Annotated in this window: 17 protein-coding genes; 4 read left to right on the forward strand and 13 right to left on the reverse strand. The window is 36.3% G+C overall.

Annotated features, from left to right (window positions below; genetic code table 11):
* Nucleotides 1-454 precede the first annotated feature (454 nt).
* The 13 genes from ACTRWE_RS15275 to galU all read right to left on the reverse strand — a co-directional run bounded on the left by ACTRWE_RS15275 (nt 455) and on the right by galU (nt 15,584).
* Nucleotides 455-1,582 (reverse strand): sugar-transfer associated ATP-grasp domain-containing protein, encoded by a 1,128-nt coding sequence (locus tag ACTRWE_RS15275; protein ID WP_462880273.1) that lies wholly within the window; start codon nt 1,580-1,582, stop codon nt 455-457.
* A gap of 93 nt (nt 1,583-1,675) precedes the next feature.
* Nucleotides 1,676-2,818, reverse strand: a complete 1,143-nt coding sequence (locus ACTRWE_RS15280) for a sugar-transfer associated ATP-grasp domain-containing protein (protein ID WP_462880274.1) — start codon at nt 2,816-2,818, stop codon at nt 1,676-1,678.
* 10 nt (nt 2,819-2,828) lie between these two features.
* Entirely contained in the window at nt 2,829-3,557 is a 729-nt protein-coding gene (locus tag ACTRWE_RS15285) for a WecB/TagA/CpsF family glycosyltransferase (RefSeq protein ID WP_462880275.1), read from the reverse strand.
* Nucleotides 3,554-4,735, reverse strand: coding sequence for a glycoside hydrolase family protein (locus ACTRWE_RS15290; protein WP_462880276.1), 1,182 nt, complete (start codon nt 4,733-4,735; stop codon nt 3,554-3,556). The genes ACTRWE_RS15285 and ACTRWE_RS15290 overlap by 4 nt, the downstream gene beginning before the upstream one ends.
* 29 nt (nt 4,736-4,764) lie before the next feature.
* Complete coding sequence (locus ACTRWE_RS15295) at nt 4,765-5,817, reverse strand: glycosyltransferase family 4 protein (RefSeq protein WP_462880277.1); 1,053 nt, start codon at nt 5,815-5,817, stop codon at nt 4,765-4,767.
* Nucleotide 5,818: 1 nt separating this feature from the next.
* Complete coding sequence (locus tag ACTRWE_RS15300) at nt 5,819-6,958, reverse strand: sugar-transfer associated ATP-grasp domain-containing protein (RefSeq protein ID WP_138686776.1); 1,140 nt, start codon at nt 6,956-6,958, stop codon at nt 5,819-5,821.
* A gap of 11 nt (nt 6,959-6,969) precedes the next feature.
* Nucleotides 6,970-8,304 carry a phenylacetate--CoA ligase family protein gene (locus ACTRWE_RS15305; protein WP_462880278.1) on the reverse strand — a complete coding sequence of 445 codons (1,335 nt, stop codon included), beginning with the start codon at nt 8,302-8,304 and terminating at the stop codon, nt 6,970-6,972.
* An 89-nt stretch (nt 8,305-8,393) separates the two neighbouring features.
* Complete coding sequence (locus ACTRWE_RS15310) at nt 8,394-9,599, reverse strand: VpsF family polysaccharide biosynthesis protein (RefSeq protein ID WP_462880279.1); 1,206 nt, start codon at nt 9,597-9,599, stop codon at nt 8,394-8,396.
* Nucleotides 9,596-11,008: a lipopolysaccharide biosynthesis protein gene (locus ACTRWE_RS15315; RefSeq protein WP_462880280.1), complete on the reverse strand. Its 1,413-nt coding sequence runs from the start codon at nt 11,006-11,008 to the stop codon at nt 9,596-9,598. Before ACTRWE_RS15315 ends, ACTRWE_RS15310 begins: the two co-directional genes overlap by 4 nt.
* Nucleotides 11,008-12,177 carry a VpsD family glycosyltransferase gene (locus ACTRWE_RS15320; protein ID WP_462880281.1) on the reverse strand — a complete coding sequence of 390 codons (1,170 nt, stop codon included), beginning with the start codon at nt 12,175-12,177 and terminating at the stop codon, nt 11,008-11,010. Before ACTRWE_RS15320 ends, ACTRWE_RS15315 begins: the two co-directional genes overlap by 1 nt.
* A 53-nt stretch (nt 12,178-12,230) precedes the next feature.
* The gene (wecC, locus tag ACTRWE_RS15325; RefSeq protein ID WP_462880282.1) at nt 12,231-13,481 is read right to left on the reverse strand and encodes a UDP-N-acetyl-D-mannosamine dehydrogenase; all 1,251 of its coding nucleotides are present in this window, start codon (nt 13,479-13,481) and stop codon (nt 12,231-12,233) included.
* A gap of 33 nt (nt 13,482-13,514) precedes the next feature.
* On the reverse strand, nt 13,515-14,648 hold the full coding sequence (gene wecB, locus ACTRWE_RS15330) for a non-hydrolyzing UDP-N-acetylglucosamine 2-epimerase (RefSeq protein ID WP_462880283.1): 1,134 nt from the start codon (nt 14,646-14,648) through the stop codon (nt 13,515-13,517).
* A 39-nt stretch (nt 14,649-14,687) separates the two neighbouring features.
* A complete protein-coding gene (galU, locus tag ACTRWE_RS15335; protein ID WP_096038375.1) occupies nt 14,688-15,584 on the reverse strand; it encodes a UTP--glucose-1-phosphate uridylyltransferase GalU in 897 nt (298 codons plus the stop codon).
* Nucleotides 15,585-15,846: 262 nt separating this feature from the next.
* Between galU and ACTRWE_RS15340 the strand changes: the two genes are divergently transcribed.
* From ACTRWE_RS15340 to ACTRWE_RS15355, 4 genes are all read left to right on the forward strand, one after another.
* The gene (locus ACTRWE_RS15340) at nt 15,847-16,545 is read left to right on the forward strand and encodes a transglutaminase-like cysteine peptidase (protein ID WP_335674536.1); all 699 of its coding nucleotides are present in this window, start codon (nt 15,847-15,849) and stop codon (nt 16,543-16,545) included.
* Nucleotides 16,529-18,535: a bifunctional diguanylate cyclase/phosphodiesterase gene (locus ACTRWE_RS15345; RefSeq protein WP_462880284.1), complete on the forward strand. Its 2,007-nt coding sequence runs from the start codon at nt 16,529-16,531 to the stop codon at nt 18,533-18,535. Before ACTRWE_RS15340 ends, ACTRWE_RS15345 begins: the two co-directional genes overlap by 17 nt.
* 21 nt (nt 18,536-18,556) lie before the next feature.
* The gene (locus ACTRWE_RS15350; protein WP_462880285.1) at nt 18,557-19,102 is read left to right on the forward strand and encodes a hypothetical protein; all 546 of its coding nucleotides are present in this window, start codon (nt 18,557-18,559) and stop codon (nt 19,100-19,102) included.
* A gap of 64 nt (nt 19,103-19,166) precedes the next feature.
* The gene (locus ACTRWE_RS15355; protein WP_462880286.1) at nt 19,167-20,489 is read left to right on the forward strand and encodes an O-antigen ligase family protein; all 1,323 of its coding nucleotides are present in this window, start codon (nt 19,167-19,169) and stop codon (nt 20,487-20,489) included.
* Nucleotides 20,490-20,943: the final 454 nt, after the last annotated feature.

Raw genomic sequence — 20,943 nt, forward strand, 5'->3', positions numbered from 1 at the left:
GAAATAAAAATCAATAACTTACAACGAAAAAAAACATAAAAGAAAGATTAATTAACGAGTAAATGTAAATCAAATGTTAACTATCACAATCAAAGGCTAGAAGCTTTTGCTAGCTAGTTTTTAAATGTTCTGATGTGAAGCATGACGAAATTGGAAAAAAGGAGAAATTGCTTAGCAGCATTCTAAATTAATCATCGGCTCTAAGTTACGTATAGAATTTCATCTGCAAAATAATAGAGGTATTTCTAAAAAAGTTAGTAAAAATATTAGCCTTTGTAGGTTTCTTTTAAAATAAAGCGGGAAATGAAGCCATTCGCCATAAAGCTACCCTAGCAAGAAACTGCCTAGCCCTTTATGTTTTTGACGATATAGCTTCGAAGCGTGAGATTAGCTTACATTAAAACGAAAAACAGTAAACTTTGGATTAGCAAAAGCTCTAGAAGTATTCTGACTACTAATTTACAAAGTTTTTAAAGTATTTTGTATCTTTTGCATACCTAATTAACTCTTCGTAAAATTTTTTATTTTCTCCAAAGGCCTGCGTACAAGTTTGCTGCGCCAAAATATCGTAATCACCATTAACCTCTAGAATTAGAGGTCCATTTTCGGTTAAAACAATATCCCAACCTAATGATCTTACATTTGGAAACTGCAAAGCTGCGTCTTTGACTATATTGATAATCTCTTCCCAGTAAGGAACTACAAGGCCAGAAAAAGACACATGGGTATCAGGGTGTTCAGTATATAAATTTTTAGAGTAGTCGATACCTTGCGAGCTTAATGCACCATTTCTAATATTAACATTAATACCTATTCCGCCTTGTTTACCAGACCAATTATCAACCTTTCGGCCATTTCTTCCGACTCGTAAATAAGCTGAATTTATAATCACTTCGCCAGATTTTGCAAGCAGTGAATCTACTCTAATTGTATTTACAGCTTCAGGATATAAGCGGTGATTAAATGAATGCTGTTGTATTTTTTCTTCAATTAAATAGCTGCCAGAATATTCAGTAAATAGTTTTTTAAGTAACTCTGTTGAGTTATAGCTCTCACCTGACACTTCAAACTTTTTGCCAGCATGTGAGTTTACATTTATTACATTTACACCAGCCCCCTGTTGCGAATCGATTACTGGCTTAATCACTATAGCCTCAGCTGAAATGTTATTTAGTATAACTTCAGCATTAACGCTATTCAGCCCTTTATACTCATTTGTAAAAACATTGTACGAAATAACATTAATTAATTTTGCGGTCGGTATACCGGCATCGGCCATCAATTTATGAAATAAAAATTTATCGTCTGCAAACACTGTATATCTACTATCGTTTATACAATCTTGTCTAAATTGAGCAAAAAGCAAACCTGTTGCGTATAGCTTGACTTCGTCTAAGCTTTTATTTTTTTTGTAACCATCGTATTTAAAGTAATTATGCGGCCAAAACTTTATTGCCCTTGTTAGTAAGTAAAGTTCTTTAATTTGCTGTATCAATGGCTTTCTATCTTGGTCACGAAGCATTTTTACAACAAATTCGTTATAGAGATAAGTCACCCTATCTTTATTAATAACATTAAACATACCAACTTCCTTTTTTAAATTTTCGCTTATTAATGTAAACAGCGAACTAACACAAATATATAAGAACCAACTTCTACTTAAGCGAAATCAAACTTAGCTAGGGCGCACTGCAAAGTACTTTGAATAGGGCGTATCTTTAGCATAATTTACGAGTTCATTATAAAATAATTTATTCGCCCCTAAAGCTTGCGAGCAAGTTTGCATAGATAAAATCCCATAGTCTGCATTTACTTCTAATATAAGAGGGCCGTTATCAGTTAACGCAATATCCCACCCAAGAGATTTAAGTTGTGGAAATTGAATAGCAGCCTTTTTCACGATACTAATGACCTCTTCCCATTGAGGAACAATTAATCCAGAAAAAGATACGCAGGTATCAGGGTGTTTTGAATATAAGTTTTTAGAATAGTCAATTCCCTCCGAACTCAAGGCACCACTTCCGATATCAATTTTAACGCCAATACCACCTGTATCACCTGACCAGTTATCGACTTTTCTCCCGCCCTTACCTAGCCTTAGAAAAGCTGAATTAATAAAAACTTCGCCGGTTTGAGAAAGTAAGGAATCAATTCTGACGGTATTTACAGAGTCAGGATATAATTCTGCAGCAAATGTACTTTGTTGTATTGTTTCCTCAATTAAGTATTTACGATTAAATTGCTTACCAGTAAATAACTTATTAAGTAACTCTTCTGAGTTATAGAAAACTCCTGATACTTCAAACTTTTTAGGTTCATCATGGCATACATTAATGACATGAACTCCATCACCTTGTATAGAGTCGATTACTGGCTTAATTACAATCGAGTCAGCAGTTATAGAATCCAGAATTAATTCTGCGCGCTCTTCATTCAAACCATTTGCGCTCTGCTTCATTGGATTGAATGAAATAACATTAATTAACTTTGCAGTCGGTATTGCGGCATCGGCCATCAATTTATGGAATAAAAATTTATCATCTGCAAACACCGCATATCTACTATCATTCAAATATTGCTTTCTGAAATCGCCAAAAAGAACACCTGTGACATATAACTTAGTGTCTTCCAAACTTTTATCTTTTTTGTAACCATCGTATTTAAAGTAATTATTAGGCCAATACTTTATAGCTCTTCCTAATAGGAAGAGCTCTTTAAGCTGCTTAAAAAAAGGTTTCCTTTGGCTATCACGAAACATTTTAAAAATAACATCATTGTATAAATTACCAAGCCTACTTTTATTTATAGCACTCAACATATCAACTTCCTTATTTAAATTTCTCAGTTAGCAATAGCATTAAAAATTTAGTATTTGTTTTTAAATATCGCTTCCACATTCTGCCTGGCTCTTGAATTACTCTATATAGCCACTCCAAACCGACCTTTTGCATCCACTGCGGTGCACGCTTTACGTTACCTGCTACAACATCGAACGTACCGCCAACACCCATTACAAAGTCAACACCAAGCTTGTCTTGCCATTTATTAATAAAGTTTTCTTTTTTAGGCGAGGTAATCGCAACAAATAATAACTTAGCGCCTGACTCGCGTATTTTAGTGACCACGGCCTCTTCATCATCCCAAAAGTAGCCATCGTTATAACCTGCTATGTTTAAATTTGGGTTCTGTGCTTTAACTTTACTTACTGTTTTGCTAACTACCTCATCGGTGGCACCTAGCAAAAACACAGAAAAGTCTCGCTTGGCACTCATGGCTAATAATTCATGAAATAAGTCAACTCCTGCTACACGCTCTGGCACATCGTGCCCTAAAAAACGCGCACCGAATACTACACCCATACCATCAATATTAATTACCTCACACGCTTTAACCGACTCAGCTAAAACAGGATCTTTTTGCATATTAACTATTTTGGCTACATTAACCACAACATGCTGTAAAAATTGCTTTTGCTCAATTCTACTTTCAATAAAAGTCACCGTCTCTTGCATGGTGGCAATATCCATGGGTGCTTTTAAAAATTCAATACGTTTCATTGTTGAGTCCGTTTTTTAGGTTGTTCAATAGCTGCATTTTTAGCGCTGTTCACTTTTTGTCGATTAAAATAAGCAAACGAATAATATACCCATGCTTGTGTCCAACGTACATAGTCGACCTTATTGGTAAAATACTTATTTTTTTGATAAATAAAACGCTGCTTTTTAGGCATATATAAGGTTTGAATAGCGCGGTTTATTACTTTTTCGGCCATTATAAAGTCATCTGGCGTTTTACCTACTTTTAATAACGTAAAAACAGCTTGCGATACACTGTGCATATCGAGTGGGTAGCGATTATTATTGTAATATTTTGCGGTGCCATCTTGCTCAAACAAATGTGTTTTATAATAAGTAAGACCTTTTGCAATTGACGATTCAAACTCATCAATTTGCAACTCATCACTCAATAAGCGTAGCGCTTCTAGGTTATAACCGGTATGAAAGCCATCTATAAACTGATGATGATGGCGAGCACCATATACCCATGAGCCATCGACTCCCTGTTCACTTACAGACTGCCTTGCTGCATTTAAAGCAAGCTGTTTGTAATGTTGGTTATTAGTTAATACAGCAACTTTTGCAACCCATGCAGCGCCCCAAAGACTGGCATTATGTACAAATGCAGTTTCACCCGGTATGTAACCAAAAAACTGCCTACCATCACATTCTTTATATAATGTTTTTACAATAAAATGCGCACTATCAATTGCAGGTTCTGAGTATTTTTTGTCTTTGGTGATTTCACTTAACGCATATAAAGCCTGAGCAACATAAATAGTAGTAATTACGTTTGGCTTACCTTTAGGAACAAAAAAAGCGCGTGCATTCCAGTCAAAATGATAACCCCAACAACTATGCTGCCAAATAGATTTATCACTTTGCTGGGTCAATAACCAATCTGCTAGCTTTATCGCTTCATCTAAATATATTTGGTCATTGGTTGCTTTATAGTCTTCCAATAAACCTAAAATAAATAAACCAATACCCTTAGGGTTGCGCTTTTTGGGCACGGCACATAATGGCCGCAAGTTTATTGCTAAACGTTTATGAAGCTGAATCCAAGCAAGCCCTACAATGCCTTGCTTAAACCTTGGAAATAATTCAAATAACTTACTATTGAGCCCATCAAACGGATCTTGGCCTGCATAACTATTACTTTTTGCTTTGTTAAACATTTTCCTTGTTATTAGATCAAGCTGACTGCTCATTTTTCGGCCTTAGTAATTAGTTGCTGATAATAATCTGATAAGGTTTTAGCCACAACATCATCCTTAAAGCACTTTAAAAATTTAACTTTTGCAGCCTCACCTAATTGAGTTCGTTTATCTGAACTCTGGGCAAGCTCACTTAAGGCACTAGAAATTTGAGCAACATTGCCTTGATTTACTAACAAACCATGTTCATTATGTGTAATGGCATCTTCTACTGCACCTACGGGAGTTGTTATAACAGGTAAACCAACAGACATAGCCTCAAGAATACTCATTGGTAACCCCTCAGCATAACTTGGCAGCACAACAACATCAGTTCGAGCCAGCAAATCAAGTTTTTGTTCTTTGTTTATCCAACCTAAAAACTCTACTTTCTCTGAAATACCAAGCCCACTACATAGTGTGGCTAAACTGTCAACATCGCCATTCCCTGCTACAAGTAAACGTGCATTTTTGTTTTCAGATTTTGCAAAAGCATGGATTAAGTCTTTAATGCCTTTTCGCTCACTAAGCTCGCCCATAAACGTAAAATTACATGTATCGTGAGCCGTATTATTTAAATGTAACTCGGGAACAGGGTTATATAGTACATCCCATTTTTTATCCATAACTTTATTTAAGGTATTTTCCCAATAACTCCCTAAACATAATCTCAGATCATAAAGACTAAAAATATAACTTATGTATGCTTTTTTTACGCCCACTGCATTCGTATAAAATGAATCTAAATTTGCTGCATGGTTTTGATAAATTATTGGTATTCCAAATAACTTCAACCAAAGCGCATAATAGCTTTTACGAAGTACACTCCCCCCATGAATATGTGCCACTTCGTAATTATTAAAAATAAGTAAAAAAGGGAATAAAACAAAAGCACTCAGTGTACTAAAAAGCTTTTTAAATTTATTGCCAGGCTTATTTGTATAAAAATAATTTATATTATATTTTGAGTTTAAAAAATCATTATTCATAAACGTACTAACAACCGAGGCTACTCCGCCCAGCCCTTTACAACTAACACTTATGACTAATACTTTTTGCTTCATTCTACTTACCTTTGAAATTGTGAATGTTTTTCAAACACTTTGGATCACCTATTAGAAATAGATCTTTTATGCCTTTAAATCCAGCTTGTGGTAAATCAATACTAAAAAGAGTATTTGCTTCAATTACAGTTACGCCTTGATTTGTTACAGCAATATCCCAACCAACAAGATTTAACTGAGTTAACTTTTGTGCTGAAATCAAAATTTGTTGCTTAACAACTTCCCAGTTAGGTATTTGTAAATGAGAAAAGTCAAAGTCAGTATCGGGGTGTTTGTCATATCTCTCAATACCAAACTCATGAGTGGCAAAAGGCCTGAGTCCTTTGCCCGTATTTAAATCAATTCCGATCAACAGCCCACCTGCAGAGCTATTATCTATTTCTCTCCCTGCTGTGCCCATTCTTAAAGTAGCGGCAATAAAATCAACACTGCCATCATCATTTCTGACGGTAATTGCCCTTAAAGTATTTACGCTATGAGAATAAACTGAGTTTAAATAAGGATGCTGCTCTATTGCTGCTTCGACTACATAGTCGCCACTTAAGGCCTGCAAATAATTATAAGTTATCTTTTTATTGTTATATTCATAACCTTCACTTGTACGTTTCGCAATAATTATTCCTTTGCCACCTCTTCCCATAACCGGCTTAATAAACAATTTTTTACAAGTCAAAGTATTAAACATTTGTTCAATTTTTTCTGAAGTTAGTTCGTCATTTGTAAATGAAGTCAGCTTGTCATCACTTTTTACCACTACAATATTTGACTGTTGCAAGCCAATATTATTGAACAATTTATTCATTGAAATTTTGTTTTCGATGAGGGGAATTACCGCCTTTACATCATCGTATTGGGGGAAAATCACTTTATAAAAATAATATGAAGGTATATATTTTTTCATCTCATCTAAAGTTAAATGACAATCTAGAGAGTAAAAATCATGAGTATAATATTGGGTTGGTATATAACCCCAGTACTCTTTTAATTGTTTTAACTCATTTTTTATAACAGAGTCAGGCTTTTTATTTAATGCTGTTTTAAAACGTTTAAAATGCTGCTTCATACGATCATTTGTTAAATAATGATAATAAAAACGGATGTGATCTAAAACTTTGTGCTTTGTGTAATAAATTAGGTTCATGATTATCCCTATTATAATGAACAGATTGCTTGTCGTATTTTTCCATTTTTCGTTCTTGGTATATTATTAACCTCTTGAATTTTAAATGAAATAGATTCACCAAGCCTTTCTTTAGCATTTTTAGTTAAAATTGAGCATTGCTCGGTATTAAATTTATTTTTGTCTGTAACCACCAAAATTGTAATTTCATTTTTCTTATCTTGAATAAACTGTGAGGCAATTAAACCAACAACACCTTTAGGGATATGGTTTAGTATATGTACTTTTTGCCCATCCTCAGCAATTAAGTAATCTCCTGTTCTACCCTCTATAGAATCAACAATTGGAAACACACGACCACATGGGCAGTTTGGCTCATCAGACAATACAACATGGTCGCCTGTTTTATAACGTATTAATGGGTAAAGTGAATTATTAAAGTTAGTACCTACAATTTCAGCAAGTTGCTGACCTGACTCAGTTTTCCCTGCAGGCAATAATTCTACATGAGCGTAGTCTGTTAATATGTGATATCGCCCATGCTCACAACTGGCAATGGCAGCTACACGCTCAAATAACCCATACCAATCAAAAACAGTGCATTTAAAACGTGTTTCGATTAGGTGCTTGTCTTCTTTTGATAAAGACTCTGATGAGGTAACAATCGACTTTAAGTCTCCTGGATAATATTGATTATTCACTTCTAAGTATTTAGCCAACGTGGCTATAGAAGAGGGGTAGGCTTGAATAACTTGCACACCAAAACTAACCATTGTATCTATGTATGATTGCAAGTTAGCAGGCGCCATATGAAAGGACGAAAGCATAATCATATTTTCGAAATAGGAGTAACGCCAAAATGGCGCCTTTTTTTGTTCGAGTGGTACAATCATATCACCCCTGATCCATGCTCGCTTATCACCCTCTTTAAATCCAGCCCAAGCTAAACCTCTATTAATAAAAGCTTGCTCAGTTATGACTGATTGCATATCTTGTGGAATAACTAAGGGCGCGCCTGTTGTGCCACTTGTTGCACCTTTAATAACCGCGCCTGACTTTTTGGACGATAAAAACTTATCCTTATTGCTATTCACTTCCAACTTATCAATAAAAGGAAACGTTTTTAAATTAAGGTCATAACTTTTATAATATTCAACGGTATTTCGTGCTTGCTTAATAGTTTTATTCAGCGTTTTATCATGGTATTTACCTAAAAGCTCAGAGTCATACTCATGGGCAATTAGTTCTTGAGTATATTGTTCACATTTATTGTTTTCTCTAAGCTTTTTTCTTACTAATGCACGCGTACTCAATAAAATATTTTGAATTGAAACTGGGCTTTTTTTATAAACTTTACTTGTAAACATTATAGTAATCCTTTAAACGACAAATATTGAAAAACACACTAATTCACAAGTCCAACTTAAATGATCACTAAGCCTAAAACTTACTGAAATCATCTTCCATTCCTTCTGGATACGACTAAGTACATTGCGCTAATTAAAAAGAGTAAGGCTGGAGTTTTAGTCGTCAAAGCATTATTGGTTAATGATACTAAAATAAAAACAATCAAAGCGATTTTGGCTGAATTTCTATTTTTTCCCAATGCAATTTTAAGTGGTAATTTATAGCAACTTAAAAACAACAAAACTGTACATATGATACCAAAACTAACAATCCAGCCTATTATGTAATTCTCTATAACATCTATTTGAATATAAAAAGCGATATTTTCTAGTAAAGTTTGTGAGGCTCCTAAAAGCCACTCACGTAGGCTTAATTGTTCAAGAATTATAAAAACATCAAATCGCGCTTGAGCACTACCATCAATATGCAGCTTACTTAGTATGCGGGCACCGATGGGAGTCAAAGTAACAACTAATATTGTGAAAATAGACGCAAAAAAAGCCAGCGCTTGTATTACCGCAAAGCGCATTTTTGACACCCGAACTCCTGCAGCTATAAATGCAGGTACCTTAGGTGCTATTAAAATAAATACACCTAGTATGAATATACCTGTTGCAGCGCGCCCACCAAAAGCAAACAGTGCTAACGTAATTACAGTAAAGTAAATTAAATAAGGGATTCTTGTGTAGCTCATTAATATTGGCGCAAGTGCTGCCGTAATTAACGCATTATTAAGAGGATGAGTTAACAGTGCCGTTGATCTAAAGTGACTAAACTTTGAAAAATCTACGGATATTAAGGTGCTACCTAATATGAACTCTAAAATAGCTATAACTGAATTTATGAATAATAAGTATGCAAGCAACGTTAATAGTTTGTTTTTATGATTAGTACTCAACTGACTCAATAAATATAGAGCTAAAAGAGGGGCTACCATAGTATCGACCAAGTAAGCCATCCCCGACGTACCAAATCTAATTAAGCCGTAAAATATAACAAATACAATACTTAATATGCTTATTAGCCAAGATGCTCTAAGCTCTTTTAGGCTAGTTAAAGGCACATTGATACCTCTTCTAAGCGTAAAAATAGCAACGGTTAGCATTAATATATACGTTGAAATATGTATTTTAACTAACGGATTCCCGCCTTCTGATACGTATTTTATACCTACGTTTTCTAGTAAATAGCCGCCAAAAATAAAGGCCGTCAAAAAAGTGAACACCAATACTTTATATATACTTTCACTTTTCATTTATTTATTACCCATGCTTTACATTTTTTATAATTTAGTAAGGCAAGCACACATGAGAAAATGCTCACACCAATAACTACATCAATAATAATATTGACTATGGGCATATTAATTACCACAAAGTTATAAACACGTAATTCAGGAAGGAATATGGCCATACACACAGTTGAAAATATAATTTTATATACCTGCAACGGTACAGCGTATTTATACCCTTTTTTAATAGACAAACATAATGCAACACTAAATGAGGTAAGGTTTGTGATCAAAAAAGCACTGGCTGCACCTACTAAACCATAAAGTGGTATTAAAGTAAGTAGTAAAGAAAGGTTAACTACTAAAGAAAAAACACTGATTTTTGGCAGGTATTTAGTATTTAAAGAAAACTGTAACCCATGATCTATATAATGGGCTTTTAAATTTACAACAAACACCCCCGCACATAGAATATAAATAATAGTAGAACCTTGAGATAAATATTCCTCACTAAGTAATAAGTGCATTATCGGCTCTGCTAAAATACAAAACCCAACTAAAGCGGGCATTGAAATTAAACATAACAAAGTTAAATATTCACCATGCGCTTTGTACAAAGCGGCTTTATCGTTTATTTTTTTTGTTAATTCAGGATAACTTGGTAAGGCTACTACCATAAAAATAAGTGCGCCAATCCCTAATAAAATATTTGATATAGCAGCATAAATACCTGTTTGTGCTAAATCTAATTTCTCTGCAATGAAGTAGCGGTCCAATCGACTTGATATTGCTGCAACTAAGCCGCTGGCCATAAGTGGTAAGCCATAAGAGAAAATAGCCTGAGCGTCTGCAGTTTTAAGTTTATTAATACTAATTTTAAACGGTTTAAAAACAACTAAACCTGCAGCTATGTAGCTCAAAGCAAGGGCTGATAACGCAGAAAGGATATTAGGAGAATAAGCTAGCAAGCCGCCTGTAATTACTATAGCCATAATAGATTGAGTAAGTACGGCAATTCTATATTGATTTAAACGCTCCATTATACGGGCTAATTCAAGATAGAACTGATAGAGAGCTTTAGTTAAAAAAACTATAAAGGTAGCTAAAAACGTAGATAAGGTTAATAAACCTGTTAAATATAACCCCACGCTAACTAATGCTAAAGCTGGCAATGTGCAGCAAAAAATAATTGAGCTGGCAATCGCTGCAAAATTATCATGTTCCTCTGTTTTTTTACTAGGAAGTAAACGCAGCATGCTAGAGTTTATCCACTGCGCAGCTACCGCCCTTACAACTTCTACCGTTAATAGCATTAACGCCAACATTCCGTATTCTGTTGTAGTTAATAATTTGGTATGAATACTAATTAATGCAAAAACACTAATTGCAGCAAAAATTTGCACTGGAGCATATTTAAGTAATGCATTAAACATTATTGTTCTCGCTCAGCCTTAAAAACAAGCTCATTATAAACGGCCTTATACTGCTTAACTATCTGCGAAGTATTAAATAACTCTTTTAACTTTTTCACAGATAATTCTCTATCGAACTTATTTAAGTTTGCTATAATTTCATCAACTGTTGTTGACTCTGTTATATATAAAACACCGATTGATTGAAAAAACTCTTTTTGCTCAGCGAGTATGCCTACTTCAGTACAAAGTAAAGGAAGCCCCGTAGCTAAAATTTCAAGCGGAACTAAGCCAAAGGTTTCTTCTTTAGAAGTAAAAATGCCACAATTAGCATTGTTATAAAGCTCAATTAATTCGTATTTGTTTTTTCTTCCTAAAAAGGTAACTGAATTTTCTAATTGTAACGCTTCAATTTTACGCTCAAGTTGTTGTGCATATTCTTTGTTCGACTTCGACCCCACTATATCTAAACGGCATGTAATACCGTTTTGATTAAGCATATGGATGATGTCTATAGATTGCTCAATGTTCTTTTTAGGATTAATTAAGGCACACGTTATAAACTTTATTTCCCGAGGGTGCTCAATTAGTTGACTTTGTTTAGGGCTATTAAAAAAGCTGTCATCTATCGGGTTATAAATTATGTTTGCTTTAATATTATTTTTAGCTAGTGCTTGTTTTAAAATGTCACCAACAACAAACTTTTTATCACCTAAATACCGAGTAAACTTAGGAATTATTTTTTCATATAAAAAGTTATTAAAAAATCCAAAGTTATGCCGCCCAATTTTTTTATAGCTATGAACAGTAACAACCGATTTCCCCCTAAAACCATTGCCAATTAATGCACTCCAAAAATGGGTATGCACTAGGTCAGGATTCAAAGTTTTTAACAACTTGCGAACATGCCAATTTTGCCAAATAATGCCGGGGGTTTTAAATTTTGATTGCTTACTTGATGTAGGCAGCCAAACAAAATCAACATTATCTGATAGACGAATAACATCACCAGTGAAAGGGATTTTACTCTGTGGGTCGAGCCCGATAATGGTAAACCTAAAGTTAGCGTCATCATGGTTAACCAAATATTCTGCAAACATTTGGCATACACTATCTACGCCGCCACAGTTATTACTGCCCCAGTCATAGGTAGAAAGGGGCATAATTAAAGCGATATGTTTTTTAGGCATTATTGGTATTCTTATTAATACACATTCAAAACTCTTTATTCATATTTTAAGTTTTACAAAATACCGCGAGTATCAATAACAACTTTTGATGCAAACTCTGTTTTATCTGCAGCTTTAAATTGTTTATGATCAACTAATACTACAACGACATTTGCTTGCTCTAGTGCGCTTTCTAACGACACTAATCTGACATTTTTATCTGCTAGGTTGGCCGGTAGCTCTGAAATATTTGGCTCTACAGCAAGTATTTCACCAATATTTTTTGCTGCTAATTCTTCAACAATATTTAATGCCGGACTCTCACGAAGGTCGTCAATATCGGCTTTAAATGAAAGGCCTAAACATGCAATAACTGGACGTTTAAATTCATCAGCGGCTTTTGCTACTTTTTCAATTACGTAAAATGGTTTTGCGTCGTTAGTTAAGCGTGCTTGTTTAATTATTTTTGCTTCGTCTGGGCAGCTTGCAACAATAAACCAAGGGTCAACCGCAATACAGTGGCCGCCAACACCAGGGCCTGGATTTAAAATATTTACACGCGGGTGACGATTAGCAAGCTTAATAAGCTCCCACACATTAATTTTTAATTTGTCACAAATGACCGACAATTCATTGGCAAAGGCAATGTTTACATCGCGAAATGAGTTTTCGGTTAACTTAGCCATTTCAGCGGTACGGGCATTGGTAATAATACACTCGCCGCGCACGAAAGTTTCATATAACTTAACGGCTTTTTCGCTACATGCTTTGCTCATACCACCTATAACGCGGTCGTTTGATACAAGCTCTTGCAATACATAACCTGGTAATACACGTTCTGGACAATGCGCAATGTTAATGTCGGCGGCATCGCCTTTATCTTGTGGGAACGTTAAGTCAGGGCGCGCTTCACTTAACCAAGCGGCTAGTTGCTCTGTTGCACCTACGGGTGAGGTGCTTTCTAAAATAACTAAGTTACCTTTTTCAAGCACTGGGGCAATCATTTTTGCAGCCGACTCAATATAGCTTAAGTCTGCGCTGTGGTTACCACTTTCGCTGTGAATAAATGGTGTAGGTACAGCTACCATAAACGCGTCGGCTTTTTCTGGCGTTGTAGTCGCTCTTAAATTACCAGTAGATACTACGCCACGAACTATTATGTCGAGATCAGGCTCTACTATGTGTATTTCACCGGCATTAATGGTATTAACTGCTTTTTCGCTTACGTCTAAACCAATTACTTTCATACCACGCGATGCAATAACCGCTGCAGTTGGTAAACCTATATAGCCTAAACCAACAACTGAAACTGTTTTAATTGTCATTACTAAATCCTTGAAAAAGTTTTAAACTTTATTTTAATCTTTAAAGTGTTGCTTAATTTTTGCCACAATGCGCTCACACGCTTTACCATCACCATAAGGGTTATGTGCACGGCTCATTGATTGATATTCTTGAGCATTTGTTAGTAAGTTATTTACTTCACTCACAATACGAGCTTTATCTGTACCCACTAGTTTAACTGTACCTGCTTCTACCGCTTCTGGGCGTTCTGTGGTGTCACGCATAACAAGTACAGGCTTACCTAGGCTTGGCGCTTCTTCTTGTACACCACCTGAGTCGGTTACTATTATGTGAGCCTGATTCATTAAGTACACAAAGGGTAGGTAGTCTTGCGGCTCGATTAAATGCACGTTATCAACATTTTTTAATATGCGGTTTACCGGTTCGCGTACATTAGGATTTAAATGCATTGGGTATAAAATTTGTGTATCTGGGTGCGCGGTTGCAATTTCTACTAACGCCTCACAAATTCGCTCAAAACCGCCACCAAAACTCTCACGGCGGTGCCCTGTTACTAAAATAAGTTTTTTAGTTTCATCAAGCTCTGGAAACTTAGCTTTTAATGTTGCGATTAAATCGGTATCAGTTTTTACCTTATCAACCACTTGTAATAATGCATCAATAACGGTGTTACCAGTAACTAGAATATCGTCAGCATTTACTGCTTCGTTGAGTAAGTTTTGCTGTGATGTTTGCGTTGGTGCAAAGTGTAGCTTTGTTATAGCGCCAGTGAGTTTACGGTTACCCTCTTCCGGCCATGGTGAACTTAAGTTACCTGTGCGTAAACCCGCTTCTACGTGCCCTACTGGAATTTGCTGATAAAACGCCGCTAAGCTTGCAGATAAAGTCGTACTTGTATCGCCATGAACAAGCACTAAATCTGGTTTAAACTCTTCAAGAATAGGTTTTAGACCTAACAAAATATTTGTTGTTACATCGTATAAGCTTTGGCCCGGCTTCATAATATTTAAATCGTAATCTGGTACAATTTCAAACAGCTCTAAAACTTGGTCAAGCATTTCACGATGCTGTGCAGTAACACATACTTTTGCGTCAATACCTTCTGCTGCATTTAGCGCTTTAACAAGTGGCGCCATTTTTATTGCTTCAGGTCGCGTACCAAAAATACTTAATACTTTAATAGCCATGATTTCCCTTAATTTTTTACTAACCGGTTTTGCATAACTTTATGCATTTGCCATTAATTGCTTAACGCGCTTTGTAAATTCTTCACCCATTAGGTTTGATTGCATTGCGTATTCTACGTTTGCAAGCATGTAACCTAATTTTGAGCCGCAGTCATGCGACTTACCTTTTAAATGATACGCTTCAATTGTTTCAAGATGACGTAACTGCAGTAATGCATCTGTTAATTGTATTTCACCACCAGCCCCTGGAGGCGTAAACTCGAGTAAATCCCAAATAGCAGGCGATACAACATAACGCCCTGTTATGGCTAAATTACTGGGTGCTTCGTCATTGTTTGGCTTTTCAACCATGTTGGTAATGGTTGCATTTTCGCCAGGCGCAATATTTTTACCTGCCAAATCAACCACACCATAGTTGTGCACTTCCTCATGAGGGACAGGTTCAACCATAATTTGATTATGTTGAGTACGTTCAAATTGGGCGATCATTTGTGCCAGGTTATCAACTTTAAGATTTGACTTATATTGATCGATAATTACATCAGGCAATAAAATAGCGAATGGGTTGTTGCCTATAATTGGGCGGGTTTCAAGTATTGCATGGCCTAAACCTAATGGCGCCGATTGACGAACCGATATAATGCTTACATCACGCGGGATTATTGAACGCACCTCTTCTAATAGGCTGCGTTTTACGCGCGCTTCTAGAGTAGCTTCTAGCTCAAAGCTAGTATCAAAATGATTTTCTATTGCGTTTTTAGAAGCATGGGTAACTAGTACAATTTCTTTAATACCCGCTTTTACGGCTTCGTTTACAACGTATTGAATGAGAGGTTTGTCGACTAGTGGAAGCATTTCCTTTGGTGTTGCTTTGGTAGCGGGTAACATACGGGTACCCAAGCCTGCAACAGGCAAGACTGCTTTTAATACTTTCACTTCAATTCCTTTTATTGTTACTTTTTTATTCCGTAGCTACTTGGTGATGTTTTTGCCAAATTAAGCAAAGATCTTAAGTGCTACTGTCCATATGGGCGGCTATTATACACAAGCCATATAATCGCTCAATACAAAAAGCAGTCTTTTTGATTGTTTTGTGTAAATTTTTTGTTAACGACTGGGTTTTTGCTTTTTTTGTAACCTATCATTTTAGTTTTAATGGGAATATAATTGCTTTGTTAACATTTTAGGGATGGGCTTTGTGCGCGTTGGATTTTGCATCATTATATTAGTGTCTTTTTTTGCTTGTGCACAAGACATGCTTTTGCATTTGCGAAATAGCGATATAATAAGCCGTGCCAAACAATTTTACGGTGATGCTGGCCACCAACGAATAAAAACGTGGCTGAGTTTTATAGATGACTCTGCCGATAAAAGCGAGTGGCAAAAAATTCATTTGGTTAATGACTTTTTTAATAAGCATATAAAGTACAAAACCGATGACGAACTTTGGCAAAAAAAAGATTACTGGGCCACTCCGCTAGAAAGCTTAGGTGTGGGCATGGGTGACTGCGAAGATTATGTTATTGCTAAATATTTTACTTTAATCGCTTTAGGTATCCCCGAAGATAAAATACGCTTTATGTATGTACGCCAGCGTACGGTTAATCAACCTCACATGGTGCTTATATACTTTGAACAACCTAACCAAATACCGCTGGTGCTTGATAATTTTAATACAAAATTAGTGCCTGCTAGTAATCGGGGTGATCTAAAACCTATCTATAGCTTTAATGGCCAAGGTTTATGGTTAGCCAAATCGAAAGGGTTAGGCAATAAGGTTAAAAATAGTCGTGGCGTTTCTGCTTGGAACACCATGCTTGAACGAATTGAACAAGGTGAGCTTGCGCCTGCCAACGGTAACAATAAAGGAACTAGTAGTTATGTCTCGACTCTTTAAACATGGATTGAGTTTAAAAACCCAAGTATATGGCTTGATCATATTAATTTCGGTTATTTCATTTTGTGTACGTGTTATCACCGATGTGGATACAACCCGTAATTACTTACAAACGCAAATGGCCAGCCATGCACAAGACACGGCTACCAGTTTAGGACTGTCTATATCTCCTTATTTAGAAGACGACAGCCTAATGATTGCACAAACGATGGCAACCGCTATTTTTGACTCTGGTTATTACAGCCAAATTAAATTTACTGATGTGCAAAATAATATAGTGTTTGAGTTACAAAACCCTAAACGCGTTGAATCTGTTCCTGGTTGGTTTATTAGTGCTGTTGAACTGAGTGCGCCCACTATGCATTCTGAAATAAACAATGGTTGGATGATGGCAGGTACGCTTGATGTAACCAGCCATACTGGGCAATCGTACCTTACCTTATGGCAACACACATTACGCAGCTTATATAGCTCGTTTTTACTATTAGCAGCATCGCTGGCTATTGCATTTTTAATTTTGCGCGCGGTATTTAAGCCGTTAAAAGCAGTAGAAGACCAAGCCACTTTAGTGACTCGAAAACGCTTTACCTTAAATAAAGAAATACCGGTAGCAAGGGAGCTTCGCACTGTAACCCAAGCCATAAATAACATGGTTATAAACTTACAAAGTACCTTTGATTCACTGACCAAACAAACTCAAGCACTTACCGAAGAAGTATACATAGATTCGTTAACGGGGTTGGGTAACCGTAAGTCGTTTGAAAACCACTTTAATTCTGTTGTAAATAATATTACTGACGATTCACCCATCACCGCGATGATGCTTACCCTACCCTCGTTAAATAACATTAACCAAGTAGTAAGCTACCAAGACGGTGATCAGCATGTACTTGATGCAGCTAAAATACTTAAACATGTTGCTGATGAATTACCAAACTCAAACGTGTTTAGACTTAACGGAGGGACGTTTGTTTTACTGGCCCCGTATGACGTTTTACTTTTAAATAAAGCTCGCCTAGACCTAAACGATAAATTAAGTCAAAAAGAAAATAGTTCACACATAAATGGTTATGCTAATTTAGCCATAGTTGCCATTGAGCAAGGTGCGAGTTTAGGTGAGGTGTTATCACTGCTCGATACTGGTTGCACTATAGGTGAAGACACTACTATTGATAATAACGATAAAGAGTCATTATTTAGTGTTAACCAATGGCGTACCTTAATTAAGTCGATTATAAACGCCGGCGAAGTGAGCTTTTCGGTGCAACCTGTTAAACAAGCTAATAAAACTGATTCTCAGTGTTACTTTGAGGTATTTGCCCACTTTATTCATGAAGGCGAAAAGGTAAATAATGGTCACTTATTTGCGATGGCTGAAAAGTTAAACTTAACCGAAGAACTCGATAAAAAAATTATACGTAGCTTTGTAGATATAAAAGAGCATTACCCTAATGATGTGTTTGCGTTAAATATTAGTAAAGCATCCTTGTATTCAGCCGACTTTATACAATGGCTTACGCTTTACTCGCACACTAAACCAGTAATTAAAACAAACTTAGTGTTTGAACTACATGAAATTGGTTTACTTTATAACGTGCATGTTGCGTCTTTACATATAGATGCAATTAAAGAGCTGGGTATTAATGTGTGTATTGAACACTTTGGTACTAGCTTAACGTCGTTTAGGTATTTACAAGGTCTTGATATTGAGTACGTTAAAATTGATGGTAGTTATATTCAAGATTTAGTGGCCAACCCGCAAAGCCAATTTTATATTCAAACAGTTAATAATATTTGTCATGGTTTTGGTATTAAGGTTTTAGCCTGTTTAATTGAAAAAACTGAGACTTTAGAAATTCTCGAATACTTAGGATGCGATGGCGTACAAGGTAATTTAATACTGCCACCATCAAAAATTATTAAATCTAATGAAAATGGCGTAAATAAAGAGTTTACTTTTTGCGCCGATGCGCTAAAATTTTGCAATTAGTACTCAACCAAGGGACGAGAAATGAAAAAATTAATTTTAGCTGGCTTAGTCGCTAGTGCGTCTGCTCTGACAGCTTTACCAACCTATGCACAAACGGATAACGATGCTGTGGTTCAAGAAGTGAGCATAAATAGCATTATTGATATTCTTAATAACGTCACGGCAGATACTTCATCTGAGCAATTACGCGAAGATTTAGTAGAAGCAATTAAACGCATTTGTAAAAAGAAAGAAAAAATCAAGCTAGACGAAAAACTACTTAATGCAGCATGTAGCGCTGCTGACATAGATGCAATGGTTGATGCTGTTGTTGCGCGTTTTGGTGCAGATAATCCATTAATTTCTGACTTTTTAGCCGCTCTTTCGGCTGCTGGTTTAGATACTGATGCAATTACCCTAGCTGCAATTACCGCAGGTGTTGATGCAACAACCGCTTCTGAAGCAACTGCTGCAGGTCCTGGTGCAGGTCAGCCTGCTCCGCCAGTAGGCAGCTTACCAACATTACCAACACCTCCAGGTTCTGGTGGTACAGGCGGTGATAACGGTATATCTGAAGTCGGTAACTAGTTTTTACTATTAGTATATTCAAACGCAGCCAATTGGCTGCGTTTTTACTTTGTTTGAGTTTATTTTGAATCGTTTTATATTTTTTCTTATTTGCCTGATCCTTTTTTTGCTTCCCCTTCCTTTAGGTAGTTATAGGCCTTGGGCAATTTTAGCTATTGGTATTTTAACTAGCTTTACCTTTATTACTCACTTGGCAAACAGTGTTTTAAATAACCAACAAGCACTCTTACCTCCTCGATATACTTGGCCGTTATTTACTGCCTTAGGCATTGTTGCTTTGGTGTGCGCGGTTCAGTTATTTGGCGTAAGTGTTGATGCTTTTCAAACCAAACAAATGTTATTAAAAACCAGTTTTTTAATAATGTTGAGCTGGTTAATATTTAATTACTGTAATAATGTAAATCGTATTAAAAAATTAATTTACGCCGTCATTTGCGCCGGTGTTTTTCAGGCTTTGTATGCTAGTTACTTAAACTTATCGCCCGATATTGTTAGCCCTTTATTTGGCTACAAACACACCGACAGAGCGATTGGTACTTTTACCTATTCTAACTTTTTAGCTAACTATTTAGCACTGTGCTTATGCTTAGGTATTGGTGTTTTAATTAGCGAACTAAAACGCACTAACAACGGCTACAAGCCTACTTTAAAACAAACCTTACGTGCTTGGGCTGAGATTATATTAAGCTCTAAAATAATTTTGCGTATATCGCTAATTATTATAATTGTGGCGCTTATTTTAACCCGTAGTCGCATGGGTAATTCGGCTTTTTTTATCGCCTTAATTATAGTGAGCTTACTGGCGCTGTTTGTTTATAAGCAAAAGCCTAAGGCATTTAAGTTACTGATTGTGAGCTTTTTTATTATCGATTTAATCATCATTGGTGCCATTTTCGATGTAGAAAAAGTAAAACAACGTATTAGCGAAACCAGTTTACAATCGGAAACTCGCGATGAAGTTGTACGCGATTCAATCCCACTAATTTTAGATAACCCGTTATTAGGCTCGGGCGGCGGTACTTTTTACACTGCGTTTCCCGCGTATCAATCTGAGCCCTACTCTGGCTACTACGACAATGCGCATAACGATTATGTACAATTTGCAGTTGAGCTGGGTATTCCTGCAACGGCGTTATTGGGGCTGTTAGTGGTTTATTGTTTATGGTTATGTATTAATACTATGCGAACGCGTAAAACAGCCCTTTATCAAGGGGTGGCGTTTGGTTGTGCTACAGCTATTGTAGCAATGATGCTGCATTCGTCGGTTGATTATTCGCTGCAGGCGGGGGCTAATTCGATGTTGTTTATAGTGGTGTTATGTTTAGCTTTATTAACCAATAAGTTGCCAGCACCAAAACGAGTTAAAAAACGACGCAGCGAAAGTTAACGGGCTGCGGGGAGCGGGTTACGAGCCTAATCCCGAAACCCGTAGTTCGCAACCCGCCGTCAGCAAGCTCTAACACCTAACACTTCATCCAGTTATATCATTACAATAAGATCTTAAGAAAATTATGCACAAAGAGGGCTATGAGACGCTGCGCTTTTAGAGGTTAAAGTCGAAATTATCGGGCTGCGGGTTACGAGCTGTATCCTAACATCTTTTTGGCCTTCTCATTTGTTCCTCATTCCCTTCTCTTAGTTCAATTAGATCTTTAAGAAAAGTATGCACAAAGAGGGCTAAGAGACGCTGCGCTTTTAGAGGTTAAAGTCGAAAGTTATCGGGCTGCGGGGGTCGGGTTACGGGCCTAATCCCTAACACTTGTTTTATCTTCTCATTTACTCCTCATTCTCTTCTCTCAGTGCAATAAGATCTTTAAGAAAATTATTCACAAAGAGGGTTA

This window comes from Pseudoalteromonas sp. G5_S1_54_S4, assembly GCF_054968565.1.

What these genes read in the sequence shown, in the direction of transcription:
- ACTRWE_RS15310 (WP_462880279.1), bottom strand. Translation starts at nt 9,599, where the DNA reads ATGAAAAGTGAAAGTATATATAAAGTATTGGTGTTCACTTTTTTGACG.
- ACTRWE_RS15350 (WP_462880285.1), top strand. Translation starts at nt 18,557, where the DNA reads ATGAAAAAATTAATTTTAGCTGGCTTAGTCGCTAGTGCGTCTGCTCTG.
- ACTRWE_RS15300 (WP_138686776.1), bottom strand. Translation starts at nt 6,958, where the DNA reads ATGAACCTAATTTATTACACAAAGCACAAAGTTTTAGATCACATCCGT.
- ACTRWE_RS15305 (WP_462880278.1), bottom strand. Translation starts at nt 8,304, where the DNA reads ATGTTTACAAGTAAAGTTTATAAAAAAAGCCCAGTTTCAATTCAAAAT.
- wecC (WP_462880282.1), bottom strand. Translation starts at nt 13,481, where the DNA reads ATGACAATTAAAACAGTTTCAGTTGTTGGTTTAGGCTATATAGGTTTA.
- ACTRWE_RS15320 (WP_462880281.1), bottom strand. Translation starts at nt 12,177, where the DNA reads ATGCCTAAAAAACATATCGCTTTAATTATGCCCCTTTCTACCTATGAC.
- ACTRWE_RS15285 (WP_462880275.1), bottom strand. Translation starts at nt 3,557, where the DNA reads ATGAAACGTATTGAATTTTTAAAAGCACCCATGGATATTGCCACCATG.
- ACTRWE_RS15275 (WP_462880273.1), bottom strand. Translation starts at nt 1,582, where the DNA reads ATGTTTAATGTTATTAATAAAGATAGGGTGACTTATCTCTATAACGAA.
- ACTRWE_RS15280 (WP_462880274.1), bottom strand. Translation starts at nt 2,818, where the DNA reads ATGTTGAGTGCTATAAATAAAAGTAGGCTTGGTAATTTATACAATGAT.
- ACTRWE_RS15315 (WP_462880280.1), bottom strand. Translation starts at nt 11,008, where the DNA reads ATGTTTAATGCATTACTTAAATATGCTCCAGTGCAAATTTTTGCTGCA.
- wecB (WP_462880283.1), bottom strand. Translation starts at nt 14,648, where the DNA reads ATGGCTATTAAAGTATTAAGTATTTTTGGTACGCGACCTGAAGCAATA.
- ACTRWE_RS15295 (WP_462880277.1), bottom strand. Translation starts at nt 5,817, where the DNA reads ATGAAGCAAAAAGTATTAGTCATAAGTGTTAGTTGTAAAGGGCTGGGC.
- ACTRWE_RS15290 (WP_462880276.1), bottom strand. Translation starts at nt 4,735, where the DNA reads ATGTTTAACAAAGCAAAAAGTAATAGTTATGCAGGCCAAGATCCGTTT.
- ACTRWE_RS15345 (WP_462880284.1), top strand. Translation starts at nt 16,529, where the DNA reads ATGTCTCGACTCTTTAAACATGGATTGAGTTTAAAAACCCAAGTATAT.